This is a genomic window from Parazoarcus sp. PS-13 R2A, from assembly GCF_057621855.1.
In genome coordinates, this window is record NZ_JBYEXN010000024.1 from 27,997 (window position 1) to 48,957 (window position 20,961).

The 20,961-nt window shown below is 60.8% G+C and carries 24 protein-coding genes; 9 read left to right on the top strand and 15 right to left on the bottom strand.

Features of this window, described 5'->3' with window-relative positions:
* The first annotated feature begins 176 nt into the window (after nucleotides 1-176).
* The 5 genes from AC22G6_RS18465 to AC22G6_RS18485 all read left to right on the top strand — a co-directional run bounded on the left by AC22G6_RS18465 (nucleotide 177) and on the right by AC22G6_RS18485 (nucleotide 4,790).
* Nucleotides 177-1,307 carry a GNAT family N-acetyltransferase gene (locus AC22G6_RS18465; RefSeq protein ID WP_487367993.1) on the top strand — a complete coding sequence of 377 codons (1,131 nt, stop codon included), beginning with the start codon at nucleotides 177-179 and terminating at the stop codon, nucleotides 1,305-1,307.
* Between the two features lie 222 nt (nucleotides 1,308-1,529).
* Nucleotides 1,530-1,799, top strand: coding sequence for a hypothetical protein (locus tag AC22G6_RS18470; protein ID WP_487367994.1), 270 nt, complete (start codon nucleotides 1,530-1,532; stop codon nucleotides 1,797-1,799).
* A gap of 56 nt (nucleotides 1,800-1,855) precedes the next feature.
* Nucleotides 1,856-2,470 (top strand): TetR/AcrR family transcriptional regulator, encoded by a 615-nt coding sequence (locus AC22G6_RS18475; RefSeq protein WP_487367995.1) that lies wholly within the window; start codon nucleotides 1,856-1,858, stop codon nucleotides 2,468-2,470.
* 114 nt (nucleotides 2,471-2,584) lie between these two features.
* Nucleotides 2,585-3,742 (top strand): iron-containing alcohol dehydrogenase, encoded by a 1,158-nt coding sequence (locus tag AC22G6_RS18480; RefSeq protein WP_487367996.1) that lies wholly within the window; start codon nucleotides 2,585-2,587, stop codon nucleotides 3,740-3,742.
* 13 nt (nucleotides 3,743-3,755) lie between these two features.
* On the top strand, nucleotides 3,756-4,790 hold the full coding sequence (locus AC22G6_RS18485; RefSeq protein WP_487367997.1) for an NADP-dependent oxidoreductase: 1,035 nt from the start codon (nucleotides 3,756-3,758) through the stop codon (nucleotides 4,788-4,790).
* Nucleotides 4,791-4,875: 85 nt separating this feature from the next.
* On the opposite strand, the gene AC22G6_RS18490 is transcribed toward AC22G6_RS18485, so the two are convergent.
* The 4 genes from AC22G6_RS18490 to AC22G6_RS18505 form a co-directional block, all read right to left on the bottom strand.
* On the bottom strand, nucleotides 4,876-5,163 hold the full coding sequence (locus AC22G6_RS18490) for a type II toxin-antitoxin system HicA family toxin (RefSeq protein WP_487367998.1): 288 nt from the start codon (nucleotides 5,161-5,163) through the stop codon (nucleotides 4,876-4,878).
* A 243-nt stretch (nucleotides 5,164-5,406) separates the two neighbouring features.
* Nucleotides 5,407-5,934, bottom strand: coding sequence for an inorganic diphosphatase (gene ppa, locus AC22G6_RS18495; RefSeq protein ID WP_108947891.1), 528 nt, complete (start codon nucleotides 5,932-5,934; stop codon nucleotides 5,407-5,409).
* 49 nt (nucleotides 5,935-5,983) lie between these two features.
* Complete coding sequence (locus tag AC22G6_RS18500) at nucleotides 5,984-6,193, bottom strand: heavy-metal-associated domain-containing protein (protein WP_108947890.1); 210 nt, start codon at nucleotides 6,191-6,193, stop codon at nucleotides 5,984-5,986.
* A 30-nt stretch (nucleotides 6,194-6,223) separates the two neighbouring features.
* The gene (locus AC22G6_RS18505) at nucleotides 6,224-8,458 is read right to left on the bottom strand and encodes a heavy metal translocating P-type ATPase (protein WP_487367999.1); all 2,235 of its coding nucleotides are present in this window, start codon (nucleotides 8,456-8,458) and stop codon (nucleotides 6,224-6,226) included.
* A gap of 71 nt (nucleotides 8,459-8,529) precedes the next feature.
* Between AC22G6_RS18505 and AC22G6_RS18510 the strand changes: the two genes are divergently transcribed.
* A complete protein-coding gene (locus AC22G6_RS18510) occupies nucleotides 8,530-8,940 on the top strand; it encodes a MerR family transcriptional regulator (RefSeq protein ID WP_487368000.1) in 411 nt (136 codons plus the stop codon).
* 41 nt (nucleotides 8,941-8,981) lie between these two features.
* On the opposite strand, the gene AC22G6_RS18515 is transcribed toward AC22G6_RS18510, so the two are convergent.
* Nucleotides 8,982-9,695 (bottom strand): sulfite exporter TauE/SafE family protein, encoded by a 714-nt coding sequence (locus tag AC22G6_RS18515; RefSeq protein WP_108947887.1) that lies wholly within the window; start codon nucleotides 9,693-9,695, stop codon nucleotides 8,982-8,984.
* Nucleotides 9,696-9,763: 68 nt separating this feature from the next.
* Entirely contained in the window at nucleotides 9,764-11,155 is a 1,392-nt protein-coding gene (hemN, locus tag AC22G6_RS18520; RefSeq protein ID WP_487368001.1) for an oxygen-independent coproporphyrinogen III oxidase, read from the bottom strand.
* 122 nt (nucleotides 11,156-11,277) lie between these two features.
* On the opposite strand from hemN, the gene fnr reads away from it, so the two are divergent.
* Nucleotides 11,278-12,018, top strand: a complete 741-nt coding sequence (fnr, locus tag AC22G6_RS18525) for a fumarate/nitrate reduction transcriptional regulator Fnr (RefSeq protein WP_487368042.1) — start codon at nucleotides 11,278-11,280, stop codon at nucleotides 12,016-12,018.
* A gap of 17 nt (nucleotides 12,019-12,035) precedes the next feature.
* Here fnr and AC22G6_RS18530 read toward each other — a convergent pair whose 3' ends face one another.
* Nucleotides 12,036-12,425: a SirB2 family protein gene (locus tag AC22G6_RS18530; RefSeq protein ID WP_487368002.1), complete on the bottom strand. Its 390-nt coding sequence runs from the start codon at nucleotides 12,423-12,425 to the stop codon at nucleotides 12,036-12,038.
* Nucleotides 12,426-12,546: 121 nt separating this feature from the next.
* On the opposite strand from AC22G6_RS18530, the gene AC22G6_RS18535 reads away from it, so the two are divergent.
* Nucleotides 12,547-13,233, top strand: a complete 687-nt coding sequence (locus tag AC22G6_RS18535) for a Crp/Fnr family transcriptional regulator (protein ID WP_487368003.1) — start codon at nucleotides 12,547-12,549, stop codon at nucleotides 13,231-13,233.
* Nucleotides 13,234-13,351: 118 nt separating this feature from the next.
* On the opposite strand, the gene AC22G6_RS18540 is transcribed toward AC22G6_RS18535, so the two are convergent.
* Together AC22G6_RS18540 and AC22G6_RS18545 are read right to left on the bottom strand one after the other, a co-directional pair.
* The gene (locus tag AC22G6_RS18540) at nucleotides 13,352-15,037 is read right to left on the bottom strand and encodes a PHA/PHB synthase family protein (protein ID WP_487368043.1); all 1,686 of its coding nucleotides are present in this window, start codon (nucleotides 15,035-15,037) and stop codon (nucleotides 13,352-13,354) included.
* A 145-nt stretch (nucleotides 15,038-15,182) separates the two neighbouring features.
* Nucleotides 15,183-16,592 carry an MBL fold metallo-hydrolase gene (locus AC22G6_RS18545; protein WP_487368004.1) on the bottom strand — a complete coding sequence of 470 codons (1,410 nt, stop codon included), beginning with the start codon at nucleotides 16,590-16,592 and terminating at the stop codon, nucleotides 15,183-15,185.
* A gap of 121 nt (nucleotides 16,593-16,713) precedes the next feature.
* On the opposite strand from AC22G6_RS18545, the gene AC22G6_RS18550 reads away from it, so the two are divergent.
* A complete protein-coding gene (locus AC22G6_RS18550) occupies nucleotides 16,714-17,157 on the top strand; it encodes a universal stress protein (protein WP_487368005.1) in 444 nt (147 codons plus the stop codon).
* A gap of 132 nt (nucleotides 17,158-17,289) precedes the next feature.
* On the opposite strand, the gene AC22G6_RS18555 is transcribed toward AC22G6_RS18550, so the two are convergent.
* The 6 genes from AC22G6_RS18555 to AC22G6_RS18580 form a co-directional block, all read right to left on the bottom strand.
* Entirely contained in the window at nucleotides 17,290-17,535 is a 246-nt protein-coding gene (locus tag AC22G6_RS18555) for a hypothetical protein (RefSeq protein ID WP_487368006.1), read from the bottom strand.
* Nucleotides 17,536-17,673: 138 nt separating this feature from the next.
* A complete protein-coding gene (locus tag AC22G6_RS18560; RefSeq protein ID WP_487368007.1) occupies nucleotides 17,674-17,829 on the bottom strand; it encodes a DUF3149 domain-containing protein in 156 nt (51 codons plus the stop codon).
* Between the two features lie 23 nt (nucleotides 17,830-17,852).
* Nucleotides 17,853-18,365, bottom strand: a complete 513-nt coding sequence (locus AC22G6_RS18565; protein ID WP_487368008.1) for a FixH family protein — start codon at nucleotides 18,363-18,365, stop codon at nucleotides 17,853-17,855.
* Between the two features lie 12 nt (nucleotides 18,366-18,377).
* On the bottom strand, nucleotides 18,378-19,805 hold the full coding sequence (ccoG, locus tag AC22G6_RS18570; protein WP_487368009.1) for a cytochrome c oxidase accessory protein CcoG: 1,428 nt from the start codon (nucleotides 19,803-19,805) through the stop codon (nucleotides 18,378-18,380).
* Between the two features lie 75 nt (nucleotides 19,806-19,880).
* Nucleotides 19,881-20,777, bottom strand: a complete 897-nt coding sequence (gene ccoP / locus AC22G6_RS18575) for a cytochrome-c oxidase, cbb3-type subunit III (RefSeq protein WP_487368010.1) — start codon at nucleotides 20,775-20,777, stop codon at nucleotides 19,881-19,883.
* Nucleotides 20,770-20,958 (bottom strand): cbb3-type cytochrome oxidase subunit 3, encoded by a 189-nt coding sequence (locus tag AC22G6_RS18580; protein WP_487368011.1) that lies wholly within the window; start codon nucleotides 20,956-20,958, stop codon nucleotides 20,770-20,772. The genes ccoP and AC22G6_RS18580 overlap by 8 nt, the downstream gene beginning before the upstream one ends.
* Nucleotides 20,959-20,961: the final 3 nt, after the last annotated feature.

The following is a 20,961-nucleotide window of genomic DNA, read 5'->3' on the forward strand; positions in this document are numbered from 1 at the left end:
CGAGCCCGTGCCGCTGCGGTGCGTAGCGCCAAAATCTTCACAGACTGCGTGGGCAAAGCTGTGGATAAGAGCGGGGCACCATGCTCAAGCAGTTGCATGCAAAGCATTTTTTGCAATTGCACAAAAAACAGGCAGTCGCGAGCCATCCAACACCGCCCGACAGTAAAGACAGAAAAATGTCCGAGAAAAACGGTTTCCACCTCATCCCATCCCTCGTCGACGTCGAAGCTGTGCAATGGAACGCCATCGCTGGCGGACAGGCCTGCCTGTCCCACGCATTCCTCAGCACGCTGGAAAGCACCGGCTGTGTTGGTGGAAAAACCGGCTGGACGCCACAGCACGCCACCCTCTGGCGCGATGGCGAACTGGTCGCGGCCATGCCGCTGTACCTGAAGGTCCACTCCTACGGCGAGTACGTCTTCGACTGGGCCTGGGCCGACGCCTACGCACGCAACGGCCTCGACTACTACCCCAAATGGCTGTCCGCCCTGCCCTTTTGCCCCATCCCCGGTACGCGCCTGCTCGGACGCAGCCCGGACGACCGCAAGACGCTGCTCGCCGCGGTGCTCGCACTGGCGGCGGACAGCGGACTGTCGTCTTTCCACCTCCTGTTTCCGACCGAGGAGGAAGGCCTGTGGATGCGCGAAGCCGGCATGATGCTGCGCAACGGCGTTCAGTTTCACTGGCATAACGCCGGGTATGCCGACTTCGACGCTTTCCTCTCCCACCTCAACCACGACAAGCGCAAGAAGATCCGCCAGGAGCGCCGTCGCGCCGGAGACCACGGACTGTCCGTACGCTGGCTCGACGGACATACGGCCACTGCATCCGACTGGGCGTTCTTCTACCGCTGTTACGCCACGACCTACGCCCTGCACCGCTCGACCCCGTATCTGACCCCCGACTTCTTCACCACGCTGGCCCGCGACATGCCGGACGGCGTACGTCTGCTGCTCGCCGAGCGCGATGGCAAAGCGCTTGCGGGCGCCTTCTACCTCTGCGACGGGGAAGCCCTGTACGGACGTTACTGGGGTGCGACCGAGCCCCTGCCCTTTCTGCACTTCGAGCTGTGCTACTACCAAGCGATCGACTACTGCATTCGTCATGGCCTGAGCCGTTTCGAAGGCGGCGCCCAGGGCGAGCACAAGCTGTCGCGGGGTCTTGAGCCGGTCGTCACCCGCTCGGCCCACTGGATCGCAGACCGGCGCTTTCGCGATGCGGTCGACCGCTTTCTCGAGCAGGAGAGCACCGGCATCCAGTTCTATCTGGACGAGCTCTCCGAACGCTCGCCTTTTCGCAATACATAAGGCGTCCAGCGCCGCCGGGAATCATCACTCGACACCCTCTGAATCACACGAAGATTGCAAAAAAGCGACAAATCGCGATTCTGTGTACCGAAAAATCAATCAATCGTGTCAAAGCGCACAACATGGGCGCACTATTGAGTCGACAGTAAGTCAAGACCGGGACGCAGTTGCCGTTAGTAATAGCAAGAGCAATCCGTCTGGAATAACTGACAGAGGCCCATCATGAACAGGACGCAACTTGTCATCGTTGACGGCGATCGCAGCAACGAAGACCCCAACCACTGGCATGGCTCCATCGAACATGCCATCGCAAGCGCCATACAGGACGGCTACTGCATTGGCCGCCGGGTAAGGATCGGACAAGTCGAAGGCCGCGTAATCGGCTTCAACATCGGCACGTTCGGGTCTTATCACGGTGCCGTCTATCCCTTGCTGGTTTCAACCGACCTTGGCACTGCCAAGTGCCGCATGAGCGAGATCACGCCGATCTGAGCTTCATTGCAGAAAAACTGCCCGCGTACGAAGCAAGGCACTAGACGACCGGTCTAATGGAGCGTATCGTTCGCCCCATGGTCACCGAACACACCGACGTGCGTCAGCACATTCTCGATACCGCCAAACCCATCATCCTGGGCAAGGGCTTCTCCGCCGTCGGGCTCAACGAACTGCTGTCGGCTGCCGACGTACCCAAGGGTTCGTTCTACCACTACTTCAAATCCAAGGAAGCGTTCGGCGAAGCGCTGCTCGACAGCTATTTCTCCAGCTATCGCTCGCGCCTGTCCGATCTGTTGAACAGTGGCGGCGGATCGGCTGGCGAGCGCCTGATGAATTACTGGCAGCAGTGGCTCGACACCCAGGCCAGCGACGGCACCGACGGTAAGTGCCTCGCGGTAAAACTGGGCGGAGAAGTGTCAGACATCTCGGAGCCGATGCGGATTGCACTTGCGCGCGGCACCAGCAGCATTGTCGAACTTATCGCCGGCTGCATTCGGGCGGCACAGCAGGATGCCTCACTTCCCGCCGACATCGATGCCGATGACTGCGCCCTGACGCTTTACAACCTCTGGCTGGGTGCAACGGTACTGACCAAGATCCGTCGTGACAGCAGTGCGCTCGAAGCGGCCATGACAACCACCCGGCAACTGCTGAAACAGGCTCCCTGAGCGTCAATTCAGACACGCCATCGCTTTTTCAAACCCCACTTGGCTGTGCACCACCCTCATCAGCCAACATTGACCCCACTTCAAGACGACCGGTCTAATACAGGAAATACAGCAATGCAGAATTTCGAGTTCCACAACCCGACCAAGATTGTGTTTGGTACTGAAACCATCGCCCGGCTCGCCGAACTCGTGCCATCCGAGGCCCGCGTGCTGGTTCTTTACGGTGGCAGCAGCGCACAGAAAAATGGCACGCTGGACGAGGTCAGGTCGGCACTGGGTACGCGTGCCATCCGCGAGTTTGCCGGCATCGAACCGAACCCGACCTACGAGACCCTGATGCGCGCAGTGGAGCAGGTCCGCAGCGAAAAGCTCGACTTCCTCCTCGCAGTTGGCGGCGGCTCGGTCATCGACGGCACCAAATTCGTCGCCGCGGCCGTGAATTACAGCGGTGATCCGTGGGACATCCTCCTCACTCACGGCAAGAACGTCGCAGGCGCACTGCCCTTTGGCACCGTGCTGACCCTGCCGGCAACGGGTTCGGAGATGAACGCCGGCGCAGTCATCACCCGCAGCGAAACCCAGACCAAGCTCCCGTTCCTGAGCGCCCATGTGTTTCCGCAGTTCTCGGTACTCGACCCGAGCAAGACTTACACCCTGCCGCGCAGGCAGATTGCCAACGGCGTGGTCGACGCCTTTGTGCACATCGTCGAGCAATACCTTACCTACCCCGTCGGTGGCATGGTGCAGGACCGCTTTGCCGAAGGCCTGCTCCAGACCCTGGTCGAGATCGGCCCCCAAGCGCTCGAGACGCCGGAAGACGCCAATGTACGGGCCAACCTCATGTGGGTCGCGACAATGGCGCTGAACGGCCTGATCGGTGCCGGCGTGCCGCAGGACTGGGCAACGCACATGATCGGTCACGAACTCACCGCGGCTCACGGCATCGACCACGCCCGCACCCTGGCCATCGTGCTGCCGTCGCTGCTGAACGTCCAGCGCGAACAGAAGCGGGAAAAGCTGCTGCAGTACGCAGCCCGTGTCTGGCAGATCGACAGTGGTACCGAGGATCAGCGCATCGACGAGGCCATCCGCCGCACCGTGCAGTTCTTCGAGTCGCTCGGCGTCAAGACCCGGCTCGCCGACTACGAGCTCGGCACTGAGGCCATCGACAATATCGTCGCTCAGCTCGAGGTCCACGGCATGACGAAGCTTGGCGAACGCAAGGACATCACCCTGGCCGTCAGCCGGACCATTCTGGAAGGGGCACGCTGAAATGACTGAACAGATGAATCAGAACACCACCCGCAACCGCCGCATTCTGCTCAACTCGCGCCCTGTCGGTGCGCCGGTCGACGCCAACTTCCGCCTCGACGAAGCGCCGATTCCGCAAGCAGCAGCGGGTCAGGTGCTGCTGCGCACCCTGTATCTGTCACTCGACCCCTACATGCGCGGCCGCATGAGCGACGGTCCGTCCTATGCAGCGCCGGTCGGCATCGGCGAAACCATGGTCGGCGGCACGGTCGCAAAGGTCGAGGCCTCGCAACATCCTGACTATCAGGTGGGCGACCTCGTACTCTCCTTCTCCGGCTGGCAGGACTACGCCATCTCGGACGGTACCGGCCTGATCAAGCTCGCGCCCGACATGGCTCAACCCTCGATGGCGCTCGGCGTGCTCGGCATGCCCGGCTTCACCGCCTACATGGGCCTGCTCGACATCGGCCAGCCGAAAGCAGGTGAAACCGTCGTCGTCGCGGCTGCGAGCGGCGCCGTCGGCGCCCTTGTAGGTCAGATCGCCAAACTCAAGGGCTGCCGCGTGGTGGGGATTGCAGGAGGCGAGAAGAAGTGTCGCTATGTGCTTGAGGAACTCGGCTTCGATGCGTGCATCGATCACCGCAGCCCCGATCTGCCAGCTGCGCTGGCCGCGGCATGCCCCGATGGCATCGATGTGTATTTCGAGAGTGTGGGCGGAGCGGTTTTCGACGCGGTATTGCCCCTGCTCAACACCAGTGCACGGGTTCCGCTGTGCGGGATGATCTCCCACTACAACGACACCGAACTGCCCGCCGGCCCCGACCGCCTCGGCCTGCTCACACGCACGCTGCTGGTCAAGCGCATCAAGATGCAGGGCTTCATCATCTTTGATGACTACGGCCATCGCTACGGCGAGTTTTTCACCCAGATGAGTGCCTGGCTCAAGGAAGGCAAGATCAAGTTCCGCGAGGACATCGTGGACGGACTCGAGAATGCGCCGCAAGCCTTCATGGGCCTGCTCGAGGGGCGCAACTTCGGCAAGCTGCTGGTACGCGTCGCCGGCTCGTGAGCGCCGGCTGAGTCCCGCCGCGGGCGTTCCGTCCGCGGCAGTCGGGCCAGGCAGGCCAGGCAGCAACAGCACGCCCAAGCCGGGCCTACTGTTGCTGCCTGGCCTGTTCTTCGTATGCGGACGGACTCACACCCGCATGCGTGAGGTGCTCGCGCAGCATCTTGATGTCCTGCTTGGTGCAGGTACTGCTGTGGTGCGGCTGATGCAGAAAGAATTCAACCTTGTTCAGCACCACCCGGAATCTTGCGCCATGCGCAGGTTCGACGGAGGCGCCGAGGTTTTGCAGCAAGGACTCGACCTCGCGCCAGTGGATATTGCCGTTGACCGGATCCTGGAAGATCGTGCGCAGCAGGTTCAGATGTTTGTGGCTCATGATGACACGCCCCCTTATGGCGAGCACCACCGCAGACACTGACGGAGGCCATCGCCAATCATCGTCGTTTCAACGCCTTGATTATGATCCTTTGCTCGTCCGTCGGCGACCGTCGTGTGCAAGGCCTTTGACCAAGGACAAGTGGGCGCCCTCCAACGGACATGGCCGCAGGCGGCACCCATAAAAAAACCCGCTCGAAAGCGGGTTTTGCGCTGCGAAACCGGCCCGGGCCGGTCGCAAGACTTACTTGGCTGCAGCGGCCACGCCGTTGAGGATCTCCTGACGGGCCTCGTCAACTGTGCCCCAGCCCAGGATCTTGACCCACTTGCCGGGCTCGAGATCCTTGTAGTGCTCGAAGAAATGCACGGTCTGCTTCATCAGCAGTTCCGGCAGATCGTCGGTGGACTGCACCTTGTCGTACAGCGGGGTGAGCTTGGAGACGGGGACTGCAACAACCTTGGCATCCATGCCGCCGTCGTCTTCCATCTTGAGCACGCCCACCGGACGGCAGCGGATGACTGCACCGGGGAACAGCGGGAACGGCGTCACAACCAGCACATCCACGGGATCGCCATCGCCAGCCACCGTATGCGGCACGTACCCGTAGTTGATCGGGTAGCGCATCGAAGTACCCATGAAGCGGTCAACGAAAACTGCGCCGCTTTCCTTGTCGACTTCGAACTTGATCGGATCGGCTTGCGCCGGGATCTCGATGATGACGTTGATATCGTTCGGCAAGTCCTTGCCGGCTTTTACGAGGTCTAAGCCCATTTAACCCTCCCGTGGAAAAAGTGTCCGAATTATAAGATATAAGAGCGGGTCACGCCGGCGAGTCGAAGCCAGCATTCTCGATAGCCTGGCGCAAACCGGCAACATCGACCTTCGAAGGGTCGAAACGCACGGTCGCCGTGGCCTGTTCGAGCGATACCTCGGCGTCATCCACGCCGGCCAGCGCCTTGAGCACGCCGGTTACGTTGCGCACGCAGCCGCCACAACTCATGCCAGCCACCTTGATCGTCACTTCAGTCACCGTTCATTCTCCTTGAGAAACAACCCGCTTTCACCGCCCAGGCTTCCAGCGCTTGAGCAGCAATGAATTGCTGACCACCGATACCGAACTCATGGCCATCGCCGCCCCGGCCACAACGGGATTGAGCATCCCCATTGCGGCAAGGGGGATGCCGAGCACATTGTAAACAAAGGCAAAGAAAAGGTTCTGCCGAATCTTCGACAAGGTCGCGCGTGACAGGTCGATGGCATCGGCCACACCGTGCAGGCTGTTGCGCACCAGGGTGATATCCGCCGCCTCGACCGCGACGTCGGCGCCCACCCCGATCGCAAACGACACGTCCGCGGCCGCCAGCGCCGGCGCATCGTTGATGCCGTCGCCCGCCATGCCGACACGCTCGCCTGACGCCCTCAGCGCGTTCACCGCAGCGGCCTTGTCCGCCGGCAGAACCCCGGCGCGCCACTCCGCAATGCCCGTCTGCTCGGCAATGGCCTTTGCCGTTGCGGGGTGATCGCCGGTCAGCATCACCACTTTCACACCGTTTCGTTGCAGTCGTTCGACCGCGCCAGCAGAGTCGCTGCGTACGCGATCGGCAACCGCAATCACCCCCGCATACATGCCGTCGATGGCCACGGCGACGAGCGTCTTGCCTTCGGCGGCGAGCGGCGCACTGTCTGCGTCGGGTACAGAAACGCCCTGCGCCACCAGAAAGGCGGGCGCGCCCAGCATGACCAGCTGATCGCCCACCCTGCCCTCCACGCCTTTCCCCGCAGTGGCAAGGACATCGACCGTCCGTGCGAGCGCCAGCCCCTCGGTGTGCGCGGCCTCACACACTGCAGCGGCAATCGGGTGCGCACTGCTTTGCTCCAGCGCGGCTGCAGCCGAGAGCAGGGTCGATCGTGTCCAGTCACCAGCCGGTACCACATCGGTCACCGCCGGCTTGCCTTCGGTCACGGTCCCGGTCTTGTCCACCGCGAGCACCGTCAGCCGCTCTGCCAGCTCGAGGGCCTCGGCGTTCTTCACCAGCATTCCGGCGCGCGCGCCCTGCCCTGTACCCACCATGATCGCCGTCGGCGTTGCAAGGCCAAGCGCACACGGGCAGGCGATCACGAGCACTGCCACCGCATTGATCAGGGCCAGCTGGAAGTCGCCCGACCACAGCCACCATGCTGCGAAGGTAAGGCTGGCAATGGCCACGACCACCGGGACGAATACCGCTGCAATGCGGTCCGCCAGACGCTGCACGGGCGCCTTCGAGCCTTGCGCCTGCTCGACCAGGCGGATGATGCCCGCGAGCAGGGTACTGGCACCCACGCCGGTGGCACGGCAGCGCAGCACGGCATCGCCGTTCACCGTGGCGGCAAACACCTTGTCGCCCGGCTGCTTGTCCACCGGCAGGCTTTCTCCGGTGAGCATGGCTTCGTTCAGGGCCGAATTGCCCTCCTCGACCACGCCATCCACCGGCACGGCATCGCCCGGGCGCAGCACGAATACCGCACCCGGAGACAGGCTCTCGACCGGCACCTCGACCAGCACGCCATCGCGTTCGATACGCGCCATTTTCGGCTGCAGGCGCAGCAAGGCATCGAGCGCTGCCGTGGTGCGGGCCTTGGCCCGTGCCTCAAGCAGCTTGCCGAGCAGAATCAGGGTGATGATCATCGCCGAGGCTTCGAAATACACGTGCAGATCGTGCCGTCCCGCCAGCGTCACCACCAGACTGTAGAAATACGCCATCGAGGTGCCGAGCGCGACGAGGACATCCATGTTCGCACCGCCACCGCGCAGCGAGGCCCAGGCGCCGCGATAGAAGCGCGCACCAAGCCAGAACTGGACGGGCGTTGCCAGCAACAGCTGCAACCAGCGCGGTACAAGGTCGTGCTGCACCTCACCGCCCGGCCACAGGCCGAACATGGCCGGCATCTGCAGCGCAAGAGGAAGGGTGAGCGCCGCAGCGATCCAGAAATGCCGCAATTCGACATCCCACGCCGCCTTCTGCTTCGCACGGGCCTCTTCACGCACAATGGTGGCCGCCTCGCTCGCACCAAATCCGGCACGTTCGACGGCTGCCTTCGCCGCATCAAGCGTGAGCGCGCCGGGCTCGAAGTGGAGGACTGCACGCTCGGTTGCAAGATTGACCGTGGCCTCGACACCGGGAAGGCGATTGAGCACCTTCTCGAGGCGGGTGGAACATGCAGCGCAGGTCATGCCGCTGATGGCGAGTTCAAGCGTCGCGCTAGCGGACGCTGATTGCGCCGGACCTGCCGATGGTGTTGATTGTGCGGTCATTGAGTTTCTCCCTTGCGGGACGATTCGATAGAGCGCAGTGTAAACCCCGTACCCATGCACGGAGTCAAGCAATGAATGAGCAAACAAGCAAGGGGCTTACGATCGGCGCACTTGCAAAGGCAGCGGGCGTGGGCGTGGAGACCGTCCGCTACTATCAACGCCGCGGCCTGCTCGCAGAACCTCAGCAGACACGCGGTGCATATCGGGTGTATGGCGAGCACGAACTTGCTCGTCTGCGCGCAGTGCGCCGGGCACAGCAACTGGGGTTTTCGCTTGAAGAGATCGATGGCCTGCTGGCGCTCAACGAGGACACCGACCGCGCCCGCGCGCGCGCACTGGCGCAGAGCAAGATCGAACTGCTGGATGCCCGCATCCGGCAGATGCAGGAGATGCGCAACGCGCTCACCGAACTGGTTGGGTGCTGTCAGCGCACTGATGCCCCCGCCCCCTGTCCGATTCTTCGCGCACTGTCGAGCGAGTAAGACCTCGCGTCAGCGCTGAACCATTGCTCCGAAGGCGGCGCTCAGACCGCGCACACCACTCCGCTCCACAGTTGGCCGCCCAGCGTCTGGGCGTGGAACAGGCCAAACACGCCGAAGCCGAGCACCAGCAAGCCCGAGGCGAAGCGGACCTTGCCATTGCGCGTGATGTCACGAAAACGCTTGAACAGCATGCCGGCCAGCATCAGGTTGGGCAATGTGCCAAGCCCGAAAGCCAGCATCAGGCCCCCACCGCGCAGCGCAGAGCCGGTTACCAGGGAAGTCGCCAGCACCGAATACACCAGTCCGCAAGGCAGGAAGCCCCACAGCAGGCCAAGCGGCAAAGCCTGCTTGACCGAGCGGGCCGGCAGGAAGCGACGGCTCAGCGGCTGAATGCGGCGCCACAGGCGGTGACCGAGCTGCTCCACCGGAACGAGCAGCTTGGTGAATCCGGTGAGATAGAGCCCGAGCGCCACCAGCATGAGGTTCGCGAGCACGTAAAGCGTGATCTGGACCGGCAGCACGCCATCGTAGAGCATGCCGACCGAGCCCAGCGCGCCAAGTCCGGCGCCAATGCAGGTGTAGGTGGTGATCCGGCCAAGGTTGTAGGCGAGATGAATCGGCCACTGCCGACTGCGACTCGACGGCGTCTGCACCTGTACCGTGAGCGCGCCGACAATGCCGCCGCACATCGATACACAGTGGGTGCCGCCAAGGAGGCCGATCAGGAAGACGGCGAGATAACCGGTTTCGGGCATGTTCAATCAGCTATGAAGCGTTTGATGCGGTGCGCGCATTCTACGCTGCACCGCGCCTCCCCGCCCGGTCAGATCACCCGGGAGTAACGGGCCCGCTCGCGATCCGAGCGCAGATAGCGATCGAAGAACATCGCAATTCCCCGCACCAGCAGACGGCCCGCGGGCAGCACGCTGATCCAGTCCTTGTCGATCTTCACCAGCCCGGCCTCTTCCATTTCCTTGAGGTCGGCGATTTCGTCTGCAAAGTACTCATGGAACTTGATGAGGTGTGCAATCTCGATCGACTCGATCGACAGCTCGAAATGGCACATCAGCGCCTGGATGATCGAGCGCCGGAGGAGATCGTCGGCGGTGAGCTCGATGCCGCGCAGCACCGGCAGCTCGTCGCGATCGAGCGCATCGTAGTACTCGTCGAGCGTCTTGACGTTCTGCGAGTAGACCGGACCGATCTTGCCGATCGCCGACACACCGAAGGCCAGCAGGTCGCACTCGGCCTGGGTCGAATAGCCCTGGAAATTGCGGTGCAGACGCCCCTGCCGCTGCGCCACGGTCAGCTCGTCATCCGGCTTCGCGAAATGGTCCATGCCGATATAGACGTAGCCGGCGTCGGTCAGGCGACGGATGGCAAGCTGCAGAATCTGCAGCTTGGAGTCCGCTGACGGCAGATCGATCGGAATGATCCTGCGCTGGGGCTTGAACAGTCCCGGCAGGTGCGCGTAGCTGTACAGCGAAATTCGATCGGGCGAGAGTTCGAGCACCTGCTCCAGCGTGCGGTTGAAGCTGATCACGTTCTGCTTGGGCAGACCATAGATCAGGTCCATGCTGATCGACTTGAAGCCGGTTGCCCGCGCCGCGTCGATGACGAGCTTGGTCTCTTCGACGCTTTGCACGCGGTTGGTCGCAATCTGCACATCCTCGGCGAAGTCCTGCACGCCGACGCTCATGCGATTGAAGCCGAGGTTGGCCAGCATCTCGACGGTGTCGAAATCCACCTTGCGCGGATCGACCTCGATCGAGTATTCGCCATTCGGCACCAGGTTGAAGTGCTTGCGGACCGCATCCATCAGCTGATGCATCTCCGCGTGCGAGAGGAAGGTCGGCGTTCCGCCCCCGAGATGTAACTGTGTGACCTGACGTGCGCCACCCAGGGCCGCCGCCTGCATTTCGATCTCTTTTTCCAGGTAATTCAGATATTTGGCAGACCTTCCATGATCCTTGGTGATGATCTTGTTGCAGGCGCAGTAGTAGCAGATCGTGTTACAAAAGGGGATGTGGAAGTATAATGACAGCGGTCGGCTCACACCGCCGACGGCACGTTTTCCCAGCCAGTCTGTCAGTGCTTGTGCATCGAACGCCTCCACAAACCTGTCTGCGGTGGGATACGACGTATAGCGAGGCCCGTTGATGTCGAATCGTCGAATCAACTGGGGATCAAAGATGAGGTCTGTCTGGCTGGTCATGGTCTGGCTGCGTCGATGTGTTACTTAACAATGGCAGAAAGCCGGCGTTTTGTGGTTGACTTGGATCAACGGCAACATTCTGACTACCCCCAATCCGGAATCGGAGCAAGTTTACAGTGCAAATGAAGGCGACGGTGCCGATCACCGCGGCGGGGCTCAAAACCGCATGTTCACAATGCAATCTGCTGGAGCTGTGCCTGCCGTTCGGCATGACTGACACCGAACTCAACCGCCTCGACGAACTCGTCGGCGGACGTCGGAAGATCAAGCGTCAGCAGCCGCTCTATCGAGCGGGCGAGCTCTTCGAAGCCATCTATGCGATCCGTGCCGGTTCCTTCAAGACCGACGTTCTGCTCGAAGATGGTCGCGAGCAGGTCACCGGATTTCAGATGACCGGCGAGATTATCGGTCTCGACGGCATCAGCACCGAGCTCCACTCGTGCAATGCGGTTGCGCTCGAAGACAGCGAAGTCTGCGTCATTCCCTACGCCAAGCTGGAAGAACTGTCGCGCGAGATCGAAGGCCTGCAGCACCAGTTCCACAAGGTCATGAGCCGTGAGATCGTGCGCGATCACGGCGTGATGATGCTGCTGGGCTCCATGCGCGCGGAAGAGCGTCTGGCGGCCTTCCTGCTCAACATGTCGCAGCGCTTCACCGCTCGTGGCTTCTCGGCCGCCGAGTTTCACCTGCGCATGACCCGCGAAGAGATCGGCTCCTATCTGGGCCTGAAGCTGGAAACGGTCTCGCGTGCCTTCTCCCGCTTTCAGGAAGACGGCCTCGTCGCGGTGCAGCAGAAACATATCCGCATTCTCGACAACGACGGTCTCAAGAAACTCATTCAGCACCAGCCCGGCGCGCGCTGAGCCCCGGACTGTCGCGCTCAGGCAAAGGCGGCGAACCAGCCGCCGACGTTCTTGCTGAGCGCGACCGACACGATCCAGCTGAACACGAGCAGCGCAGCAACGAACGCAGCCCCGCGCACGGTGCGCGTTCGGCCACGTTTCAGGGCAACGGCGCCCAGCAGGATGTAGACGATCAGGCCGATGACCTTGGCGGTCACCCACGGTGCCTGCAACGGGTACTGTTCGATCATCACCGCCAGCGTGATCGCACTGCCAAGCAACACGGTATCGACCACATGCGGCAGAACGCGCGTCAGACGATGTGTGAGCAGACGGCTATCAACAAGCATCCACACTCCCCTGAGCGCGAAGCCGGCAAGGCTCAGAATCACACAGGTGACGTGGATGTGCTTGATCGCCTGATACATCTTTCGTTCCTCCTCGGGGAAAATGCTGACCGGTGCGCCCTGGTCGGGCACCGAACAATGACAGAACAAACAGGATTCGGCCACGCAGGCTAGAATCGAAAGTGAAATGCAGGAGCACGGAATGAACCAGACCGCCTCAGACATCCTTACCCAGCTCCGTCAGATCTCCCTGTTCGGGGAGCTGTCGGAGAGTGAGCTGGAACGTGTTGCACGCTATACCCGCGAACGCCGACTGGGCAAGGGCGAACTGCTGTTCCAGCGCGGCGACGTTGCCCACGGTTTCTATTTCGTCACCGAAGGACAGCTCAAGCTCGGTTTCTCGTCAGCTCAGGGCAACGAGAAAGTGGTCGAAATCGTCGGCCCGCAGCAAAGCTTTGGCGAAGCGGTGATGTTCATGAACCGCCCCTACCCCGTTTTTGCCGAAGCGCTTACCGACATGTCGTTGCTTCATATCGGCCAGAACGTCGTATCCGACCTGATCGATCAGGATCCGCAGTTTGCACGCAAGCTGCTGGCAGGCATGGCGGTCCGCCTGCATAACATGGTGCGCGACGTAGAAACCTATTCCCTGCGCTCAAGCACACAGCGCGTAATCGGTTACCTCCTCCAGCAAACCGAAGAGGACGGCACCAAGGCTTGCGACATCTCCCTGCCCACGAGCAAGCAGGTCATCGCGTCACGCCTGAACCTGACGCCCGAGACCCTTTCGCGGATCTTCCACGACCTGGCAGACCATGGACTCATCACCGTTCACGGCAAGCGCATCACGCTTCACAATCCGCAGGCACTGTCGCGCTACAGCGGGTAGCACTTCACCCGCTCAAGTCCTTCCGTCCCCCCCGAAAAGCAACGGCCTCTTGAACGAGCAAGAGGCCGTTTTTCACGATACCCGGGTGCTGAAAGCCGAAGCCTTCACGCGTCAGCGCTCAGGACTCAAGCACATAGGTTCCTGGCGCCGGTGCGAGAGAAGGAAACTGCTCGCTTGCCGCCGGCCTCGCTTCGATCAGCTCTCCGGCGTGGGGTTTGACCCAGTCCATCCAGTCGGCCCACCAGCTGCCCGCCTGCTCTTCAGTGCGATTGCGCCACTGCTCGGCCGTATCCGAGCGATGCGCTTCACCGGCCCAGAACCTGCGCTTGGGCGGCGTGACGACCGGATTGACGATGCCGAGAATGTGGCCTGAGCTCGAGAGCACATAGCGCTTCGGACCGGTGACGTGGTTGACCACACGGAAAGTCTGCAGCCACGGCGCAATGTGATCGTCCTCTGCGGAAACGACGTAGAGCGGTTGCGTGATACGGCCGAGATCGAGCGGCTCACCCGCCACCTCGAGTGCGTCGGGATGAATCAGCTTGTTGTTCAGGTAAAGCTCGCGCAGGTACCACGAATGCATCGCGTACGGCATACGCGTGGTATCCATGTTCCAGTACAGCACGTCGAATGGCGGCGGCGTTTCGCCGTACAGCCAGCCTTGCACAACGTAATGCCAGATCAGGCCGTTCGAGCGCAGCAGGCGGAAAGCGGAAGCCATTTCCTTGCCGTCGAGATAGCCCTTGCTGGCCATGTTGTCGATGATGTAGCGGATGCTGGCTTCGTCGATGAAGACCTCGATGTCGCCCGGCTTGTGAAAATCGACAAGCGTGGTGAGCAGGGTCCAGTCCGCAACCGGCACCTCGTCCTCTGGGAAATGGCGGTTTGCCCATGCCATGTACATCGACAGTGCAGTGCCTCCGATGCAGTAGCCAACTGCATGCACCTTGTCCTGCCCGGTGAAGCTTCGCGCGCACTCGATGATGGCATGTACGCCTTCGGTGAGGTAATCGTCGAAACTGCAATCGCGCATGGACGCGCCGGGGTTTTTCCAGCTCGTGATGAAGACGTCCATCCCCTGATCGAGGAGGAAGCGGATCATGCTCTTGCGCGGCACCAGGTCAAGAATGTAGAACTTGTTGATCCACGGCGTGACGATCACGATCGGCTTCGCATGCACCTTTGGCTGCGTCGGCGCGTAATGGATCACCTCCAGCAGATTATTGCGAAAGACCACCTCGCCTGGCGTCGTGGCGAGATTTTCGCCAACATGGAAATCGTCCGGGTCGGTCATCCGGACATTGCCGGCCTTGAGATCCTCGAGGAAATTCTTGAAGCCATTGGTCAGGCTTTCACCGTTGGTTTCGACGGCCTTGCGCATCGCCACCGGATTGGTCCACAAGAAATTCGTGGGGGCCATCGCGTTGAGCAGATTACGCCACCAGAATGCCGCCCGCCTGCGCTCCTTGCTCGCCAGCCCGGGGGTGTCGTAAAGCATGTCCTGCATGTTGCGGGTGAAAGCGAGGTACCACTCCTTGCTCAAATCCCAGGTCGGATACTCCGTCCATACGGGATCGGCAAAACGCGCGTCGTCGGAGTGAGGACGTATCGGATCCGAACTCGCCAGCCCGAGCATGCGATTGACCGAGTGCAGCTGCAGTTTCCACAGGTCCGTCGACAGCCGTGTGAAGCGCTCCGCCAGTTCCTGTGGATGCGCCAGCCATGCAAGCTGGGCATGGACGAGCGGCGCGGCCATTCCAAGTGGATCCACCGTACCTTCCACGCCGTCATGGAGTTCGCGCATGGCGCGCTTGACGACCTGTCCCGGGTTGAAATCTTCGGCACGCCTTCCGGTCCTGCCCGATGCAGGCCGTTTGCCTGTGCTCTTGCTTGCTCTGGCCATTTCTTGCTCCTTGAATCTCAAGCGGTAAACAGACTGGGCTGTCACCTCAATTCACATGATAGGTTTCTCCGGCGACCGGCTCGGTCAAGCCGGACCAGCCCAGCTGCTCGGTCACGGCAGCGCCAAACGCCGCACGTGCCTCGGTTTCGCCATGCACCAGAAAAGTCTGCCGCGGCTGCGTTTCAATATGATGCATCCATTCGAGCAGCGCAGGTTTGTCCGCGTGCGCGGACAAGCCGCCTATCGTATAAACATCCGCCCTCACCGGCACCTTGTCGCCAAAAAGCGTGACGACGCGTGCCTTGTCCACCAGTCGCCGCCCCAGCGTGCCAGCGGCCTGAAAACCGGCGATGATGACTGAGCACTCCTTGCGGTCGATGTTGTATCGCAGATGGTGCTTCACGCGCCCGGCATCACACATGCCGCTCGCCGAGATGATCACCAGCCCGCCGCGCTGATGGTTGAGCGCGATCGACTCTTCGACGTCGGCGACAAACCGCAGGTGAAAGCGCTCGGAATTCGCCCTCATCCAGGAAGAAAGTTCACGGGTCTCGTCATCCCACAGTGCCTCGTGCTGCATCGTGAGATCAGTGACCGCCGTCGCCATTGGCGAATCGACGATGACCTCGAGTCGCGCCACCTTCTCCGCCCGTGCCAGCTTTGCAAGGATGAACAGCACCTCCTGGGTACGCCCGACCGCAAAGGCCGGAATGATGACGTTGCCGCCCTTGCGCTGAAGCGTGTCATTGAGGGCATGAACGAGTTCGTCCTCGGTCTCGTTCAAGGGGCGGTGAGCGCGATTGCCGTACGTCGTTTCGATAAACAGGTAGTCCGCCGCGCGGACCTGATAGGGATCACGCAACACCGGGCGGTCGGGCTGACCGAGGTCACCCGAGAAGACCAGCCGTCGGGTGGCGCCGCCCTCCATCACATCCACTTCAATGATCGCAGACCCCAGGATGTGCCCTGCATCGCGAAAGCGGCAGGAAACCCCCTTTCCGGGGTGAATGAGCGCATCGTACTGGACGCGTTGAAGCCGGTGCAGACTGGCCCGTGCCTGTTCGACCGTGTACAGCGGCGCCGCGGCGGAACTCCGGCGTCCATGACGCGAGCGGTTGCGACGACTCGCCCACTCGAACTCCTTTTCCTGGATGTATGCCGAATCAAGCAGCATGACGCCGAGCAGATCGACCGTTGCATCCGTCGCATGGAGCCGTCCCTTGTACCCAAGGGCGATCAGCCGCGGAACCAGCCCCGTATGATCGAGATGCGCATGCGTGAGGAGGACGAAGTCGATGGAATCGAGGTCGAAATCGAGCGCCCGGAGATTCTTGAGCCCGGCCTCGCGCCCCCCCTGAAACATGCCGCAGTCGACCATGAAGGCACCGCCGTCATGCCGGACCACTGCGCAGGAACCGGTGACTTCACCGGCCGCGCCATAAAAAGTGATGTCCATGATGCACCTCCGATAACAGCATCAACCTTCCCGTCTGATGCGGGGTTGACCCTGATCAAGCCCGGGAGCGATGCATCGGTGGCTATAATTGGACACACACCGCGACCCATGGAGTACTTACATGTTCAAACATATTCTCGTACCTACCGACGGCTCGCCCCTTTCTGAAGGCACCGTATCACGTGCTGTGTCCTTCGCCAAAGATGCGGGCGCACGAATCACCTTTTTCTACGCCCAACCGGATTTCCCGATGCCGATTTACGGCGAAGGTGCTCTCATAGACCCCACCACGCCCGAGCTGTTCGCCAAGTCGGCACAACAGGAAGCCGAACGCATTCTGGCGAGCGCAAAAGCAGTGGCGGATGCATCCGGTGTTCTCGCCGCAACCGACACCCTGGTCAATGAGGTGCCCTATGAGGCAATCATCGACGCAGCGGAACGCCACGGCTGCGATCTGATTTTCATGGCTTCTCACGGGCGCAAAGGCATCGCGGGCCTGCTGCTCGGAAGCGAAACACAGAAAGTGCTGACACACGGTACGACGCCGGTACTGGTCTATCGCTGATAGCAGCGATCCAGCAAGAAAAAGGGAACGGCCCGCTGTGCGGGCCGTTCCCTTTTTTGCTCCACGCTTTCCTGCGGAAACCATGAAGCGCTCCAATCGGGCGCGGCTCAGATCACGGCCAGCGCAGACCGCTTACTGCTTTGACTCAAGGTGATTGATTTCCGACGCCGTGCGTTGAAAATAGACCGTTGTCAGGCTGGATGCCGCACAGATCAGCCAGAATGCAAAAAAACCGATGGAATAAGTCGAAAGCATATCTAGATGAACCGGCGACCCGAAAAAATACAGCTCCCGAGGGTTGATCACGGTAAAGAATATCGCCTCCACCACGCCAGCCACCAGAAAAGACGGCCACAGAATCTGAATCAATTTCTGCATGGAAACTCCTCCTTACCGTGCCATGAAACGGGACCTGCTCCAGCATCTGACAAGCACTGGTAGCAGCACTACGCAAGCCAGCAGGAATCGATGTGTGCCAGCCTGCGTTTGGCGACTACAGCCAGCCAACTCATTGAATTACAAATGGTGCCCCAATGTTCTCTCTTTTTGCTCATCCTCGGCAATATGCCGTTTGGCAAAACGATAAATGTACACCGCCATCGCCAGTACAAAACCGATGGTGAACAGACTGAGCAGACCGATATCGGTGCTGAACAATTCATTCCAGGCCATGATGAGACTCCTTCTTCGACGGGTTAAGAACCAGATGGATCAATCCTGATTTCCGTCTCTGTCGGGAGGTAAGCGGCCCCGTTCATGCGCCAGCTGCGGGACTCATTCTCGATTTGAAACAACCAGCGGCCCGTACTCAGGGGCGCCACAGCGCCCTCGAACACGCCACCCTGCCCGTTCAGGACCAGCTCCTGATCGGACCCGCCCTGGGTCGGATGTGCAATCGTGAGGCGAATGACACCAGGTACGTTGTCGATGTCGGCAGCCGCCACCTCGATGCGTACCGATTCGCTGCGCACCTGAACCAGGGCCTTCAGCCCCAGCTCACGTGCCCGCTCGGTGCGGCCGATCGTCTGAACGATCGCCTTGCCCTCTTTGTAGTAATCATCAACGACCAGCCCGTCCCAGGTTCTGACTGCGATCACCATGGTGATGGTACCGGCGACAACTGCGGTTGCCGGCAACGCGATCAGGAACCAGGGCCAGCCCTGCTTGTACCAGGGGTCGGGTTTCTTTTCGGACACTAATACACTCATTGTCAGGAAGTCTCAGCGAGGGAACAGGAATGTTGTCTTCTCGCGCAGCTTGAGACTCGGTTCATCTTCAGCGTAGACCTCGAAGAAGACTTCGTTCGCGCCGGGCTTGCCCGAATCATACGGGACATGGACCTGCAGGGTCACCGCTTGCGTGCCGGCAGAGCCAACTTCCATGCGATGCTCGCCACCAATGGCGATACCTTCCAGTCCGGAGGCCGAGAACACGAAGGTACGCGCCTTCTCCGTCATGTTCATCACCTGGAGCTGGTACACGTTTTCGATCATGCCGCCTTCGATCTCACGGGCAAGCGACGCGCGATCGCGGATCACGTCGACGCGCAAGGGGTCACGCGTAGCGAGCGCCCAGACGAAGGCGAGACTGATGAGGATTAGGACCGAACCGTAGATCAGCGTGCGCGGCCGGAACACATGGGCAATGATTTCCTTGTTGCCCCAGCCCTTCTTGATCGCATTCTCGGTCGAATAGCGAATCAGCCCGCGCGGATACTCCATCTTGTCCATCACCTGATCACAGGCGTCGATACAGGCGGCACAACCAATGCACTCGTACTGCATGCCCTGACGAATGTCGATACCCGTCGGACAGACCTGGACACAGATGCCGCAATCGACGCAATCGCCCTTGTCGAGTGTTTTCGGATCAGCACCTTTCTTGCGCGGACCACGCGGTTCGCCACGTGCGTCGTCATAGGTAATGACCAGTGTATCGGGGTCGAACATCACGCTCTGGAAACGGGCGTACGGGCACATGTACTTGCACACCTGCTCACGCATGACCCCCGCAAACAGGTAGGTGAAACCACCGTAGAACAGGATCCAGAACAACTCCCACGGGCCGAAGCTCAAGGTCGTGGCCGACTGCAGCAACTCGCTGAGCGGCGAGAAATAGGCGACAAAGGTAAATCCGGTCCAGATCGAGACCGCGGCCCACGCACCGTACTTGGCCAGCTTGATCCCGACCTTTTTCGCGCTCAGCGGCGCCTTGTCGAGCTTGATTCGCTTGTTGCGGTCACCCTCGATCTTCTGCTCGATCCACATGAAGATCTCGGTGTACACCGTCTGCGGGCACGCGTAGCCACACCAGAGGCGACCGGCAATCGCAGTGAAGAAGAACAGACCGTAGGCGGAAATGATCAGCAGGATTGCCAGGAAGAAGACGTCCTGGGGCCAGAACACCCAGCCGAAGATATAGAACTTTCGCTCTGTCAGATGCAGCAGGACGGCCTGGCGATCGTTCCACATCAACCAGGGCAATCCGTAAAAGAGGATCTGGGTAAACCAGACGAGCGCCCATCGCCAGTTTGCAAAGATGCCCGTAACCGCGCGCATGTAGACCTTCTGTCGTACCGCGTACAGGGAATCCTGTTCAGGTGGTGGAGGTGGGACCTTGGCTTGAGAGTTCGGGGCTGTGCTGTTCATGATCGCTTTATTAGTGGATTCTTATTTTTATGATTGAAAACGGCTCCGGGGGCATAAGCCCCCGGAGCGCACTGCTTACTTCTGTTCCTTGCTAAGACTCAACACATATGCCGCGAGGAGATGAACTTTGGCATCGCCAAGGAACTCCTGGAACGCAGGCATCTGGTTTTGACGACCGTTGGTCACGGTTTCGATGATCGTCGCTTCAGACGAACCATACAGCCATGATTTGTTGGTCAGGTTGACCGCACCCAGCATCGGGTTGCCCTTGCCATCCGCACCGTGACACGCCACGCAGTTCGTATCGAAGACTTCCTTGCCACGCTGGGCGCGCAGGGAATCGTGAGCCAGGTTCGAGAGCGAGCGGACGTAGTTTGCTACGTCCTTGACACCCTCACCGCCAAGCGCAGCACCGAAAGCCGGCATCACGCCCATGCGCCCACCCACAATGGTGGTCTTGATGGTGTCGGGCTCGCCGCCCCAGTTCCATTCGTCGTCGGTCAGGTTCGGGAAGCCCTTGGCCCCCTGAGCAGCAGAACCGTGACACTGCGCACAGTAGGTCAGGAACATGCGCTTGCCCATCGCGTTGGCTTCGGGATCCGCCGCAACCGCCATCAGATCCATGTCCTGGTACTTGGCAAAGATGGGGCCGTACTTCTCGTCGGCGGCCTTCATTTCTGCATAGTACTGGCTGTGCTCGCCACGATCGGCGTTGTGATTGCCAAAGCCGGGGTAGATCACGAGATACACGATGCCGAAAACGATGGTGATCCAGAACAGATACAACCACCAGCGCGGAAGCGGGTTGTTGTATTCCGCAAGGGTCTCATCCCACACGTGACCATGCAGTTTGACCTCGCCCGGCTCGCGCTTGGTCATGTTCGAGACCAGCACGAAAACGCAGAACAGGATGCTCAGGGTCACGAGACCCATCACGTACATGTTCCAGAAACCGCTGATAAAGTCAGCCATTTGTTTTTCCTTCCTTTTCCAGCCGGTCATTCGAAACCGGCAGATCGTCATCGGTCAGGGGCAGGCGCGCCGCCTCATCGAAACCAGTCTTGGCGTGACGGCTGTATGCCCAGGCACAAATCCCCAGAAAACAGGCAAAACCCAGGACTGTTACGATGATTCTCAGGTCGTTGATTTCCACGGC

Bases quoted from the DNA above. Each gene is read 5' to 3' on its own strand.
- AC22G6_RS18465 (WP_487367993.1), top strand. From the start codon at position 177: ATGTCCGAGAAAAACGGTTTCCACCTCATCCCATCCCTCGTCGACGTC.
- AC22G6_RS18470 (WP_487367994.1), top strand. From the start codon at position 1,530: ATGAACAGGACGCAACTTGTCATCGTTGACGGCGATCGCAGCAACGAA.
- AC22G6_RS18475 (WP_487367995.1), top strand. From the start codon at position 1,856: ATGGAGCGTATCGTTCGCCCCATGGTCACCGAACACACCGACGTGCGT.
- AC22G6_RS18480 (WP_487367996.1), top strand. From the start codon at position 2,585: ATGCAGAATTTCGAGTTCCACAACCCGACCAAGATTGTGTTTGGTACT.
- AC22G6_RS18485 (WP_487367997.1), top strand. From the start codon at position 3,756: ATGAATCAGAACACCACCCGCAACCGCCGCATTCTGCTCAACTCGCGC.
- AC22G6_RS18490 (WP_487367998.1), bottom strand. From the start codon at position 5,163: ATGAGCCACAAACATCTGAACCTGCTGCGCACGATCTTCCAGGATCCG.
- ppa (WP_108947891.1), bottom strand. From the start codon at position 5,934: ATGGGCTTAGACCTCGTAAAAGCCGGCAAGGACTTGCCGAACGATATC.
- AC22G6_RS18505 (WP_487367999.1), bottom strand. From the start codon at position 8,458: ATGACCGCACAATCAACACCATCGGCAGGTCCGGCGCAATCAGCGTCC.
- AC22G6_RS18510 (WP_487368000.1), top strand. From the start codon at position 8,530: ATGAATGAGCAAACAAGCAAGGGGCTTACGATCGGCGCACTTGCAAAG.
- AC22G6_RS18515 (WP_108947887.1), bottom strand. From the start codon at position 9,695: ATGCCCGAAACCGGTTATCTCGCCGTCTTCCTGATCGGCCTCCTTGGC.
- hemN (WP_487368001.1), bottom strand. From the start codon at position 11,155: ATGACCAGCCAGACAGACCTCATCTTTGATCCCCAGTTGATTCGACGA.
- fnr (WP_487368042.1), top strand. From the start codon at position 11,278: ATGAAGGCGACGGTGCCGATCACCGCGGCGGGGCTCAAAACCGCATGT.
- AC22G6_RS18530 (WP_487368002.1), bottom strand. From the start codon at position 12,425: ATGTATCAGGCGATCAAGCACATCCACGTCACCTGTGTGATTCTGAGC.
- AC22G6_RS18535 (WP_487368003.1), top strand. From the start codon at position 12,547: ATGAACCAGACCGCCTCAGACATCCTTACCCAGCTCCGTCAGATCTCC.
- AC22G6_RS18540 (WP_487368043.1), bottom strand. From the start codon at position 15,037: ATGCGCGAACTCCATGACGGCGTGGAAGGTACGGTGGATCCACTTGGA.
- AC22G6_RS18545 (WP_487368004.1), bottom strand. From the start codon at position 16,592: ATGGACATCACTTTTTATGGCGCGGCCGGTGAAGTCACCGGTTCCTGC.
- AC22G6_RS18550 (WP_487368005.1), top strand. From the start codon at position 16,714: ATGTTCAAACATATTCTCGTACCTACCGACGGCTCGCCCCTTTCTGAA.
- AC22G6_RS18555 (WP_487368006.1), bottom strand. From the start codon at position 17,535: ATGCAGAAATTGATTCAGATTCTGTGGCCGTCTTTTCTGGTGGCTGGC.
- AC22G6_RS18560 (WP_487368007.1), bottom strand. From the start codon at position 17,829: ATGGCCTGGAATGAATTGTTCAGCACCGATATCGGTCTGCTCAGTCTG.
- AC22G6_RS18565 (WP_487368008.1), bottom strand. From the start codon at position 18,365: ATGAGTGTATTAGTGTCCGAAAAGAAACCCGACCCCTGGTACAAGCAG.
- ccoG (WP_487368009.1), bottom strand. From the start codon at position 19,805: ATGAACAGCACAGCCCCGAACTCTCAAGCCAAGGTCCCACCTCCACCA.
- ccoP (WP_487368010.1), bottom strand. From the start codon at position 20,777: ATGGCTGACTTTATCAGCGGTTTCTGGAACATGTACGTGATGGGTCTC.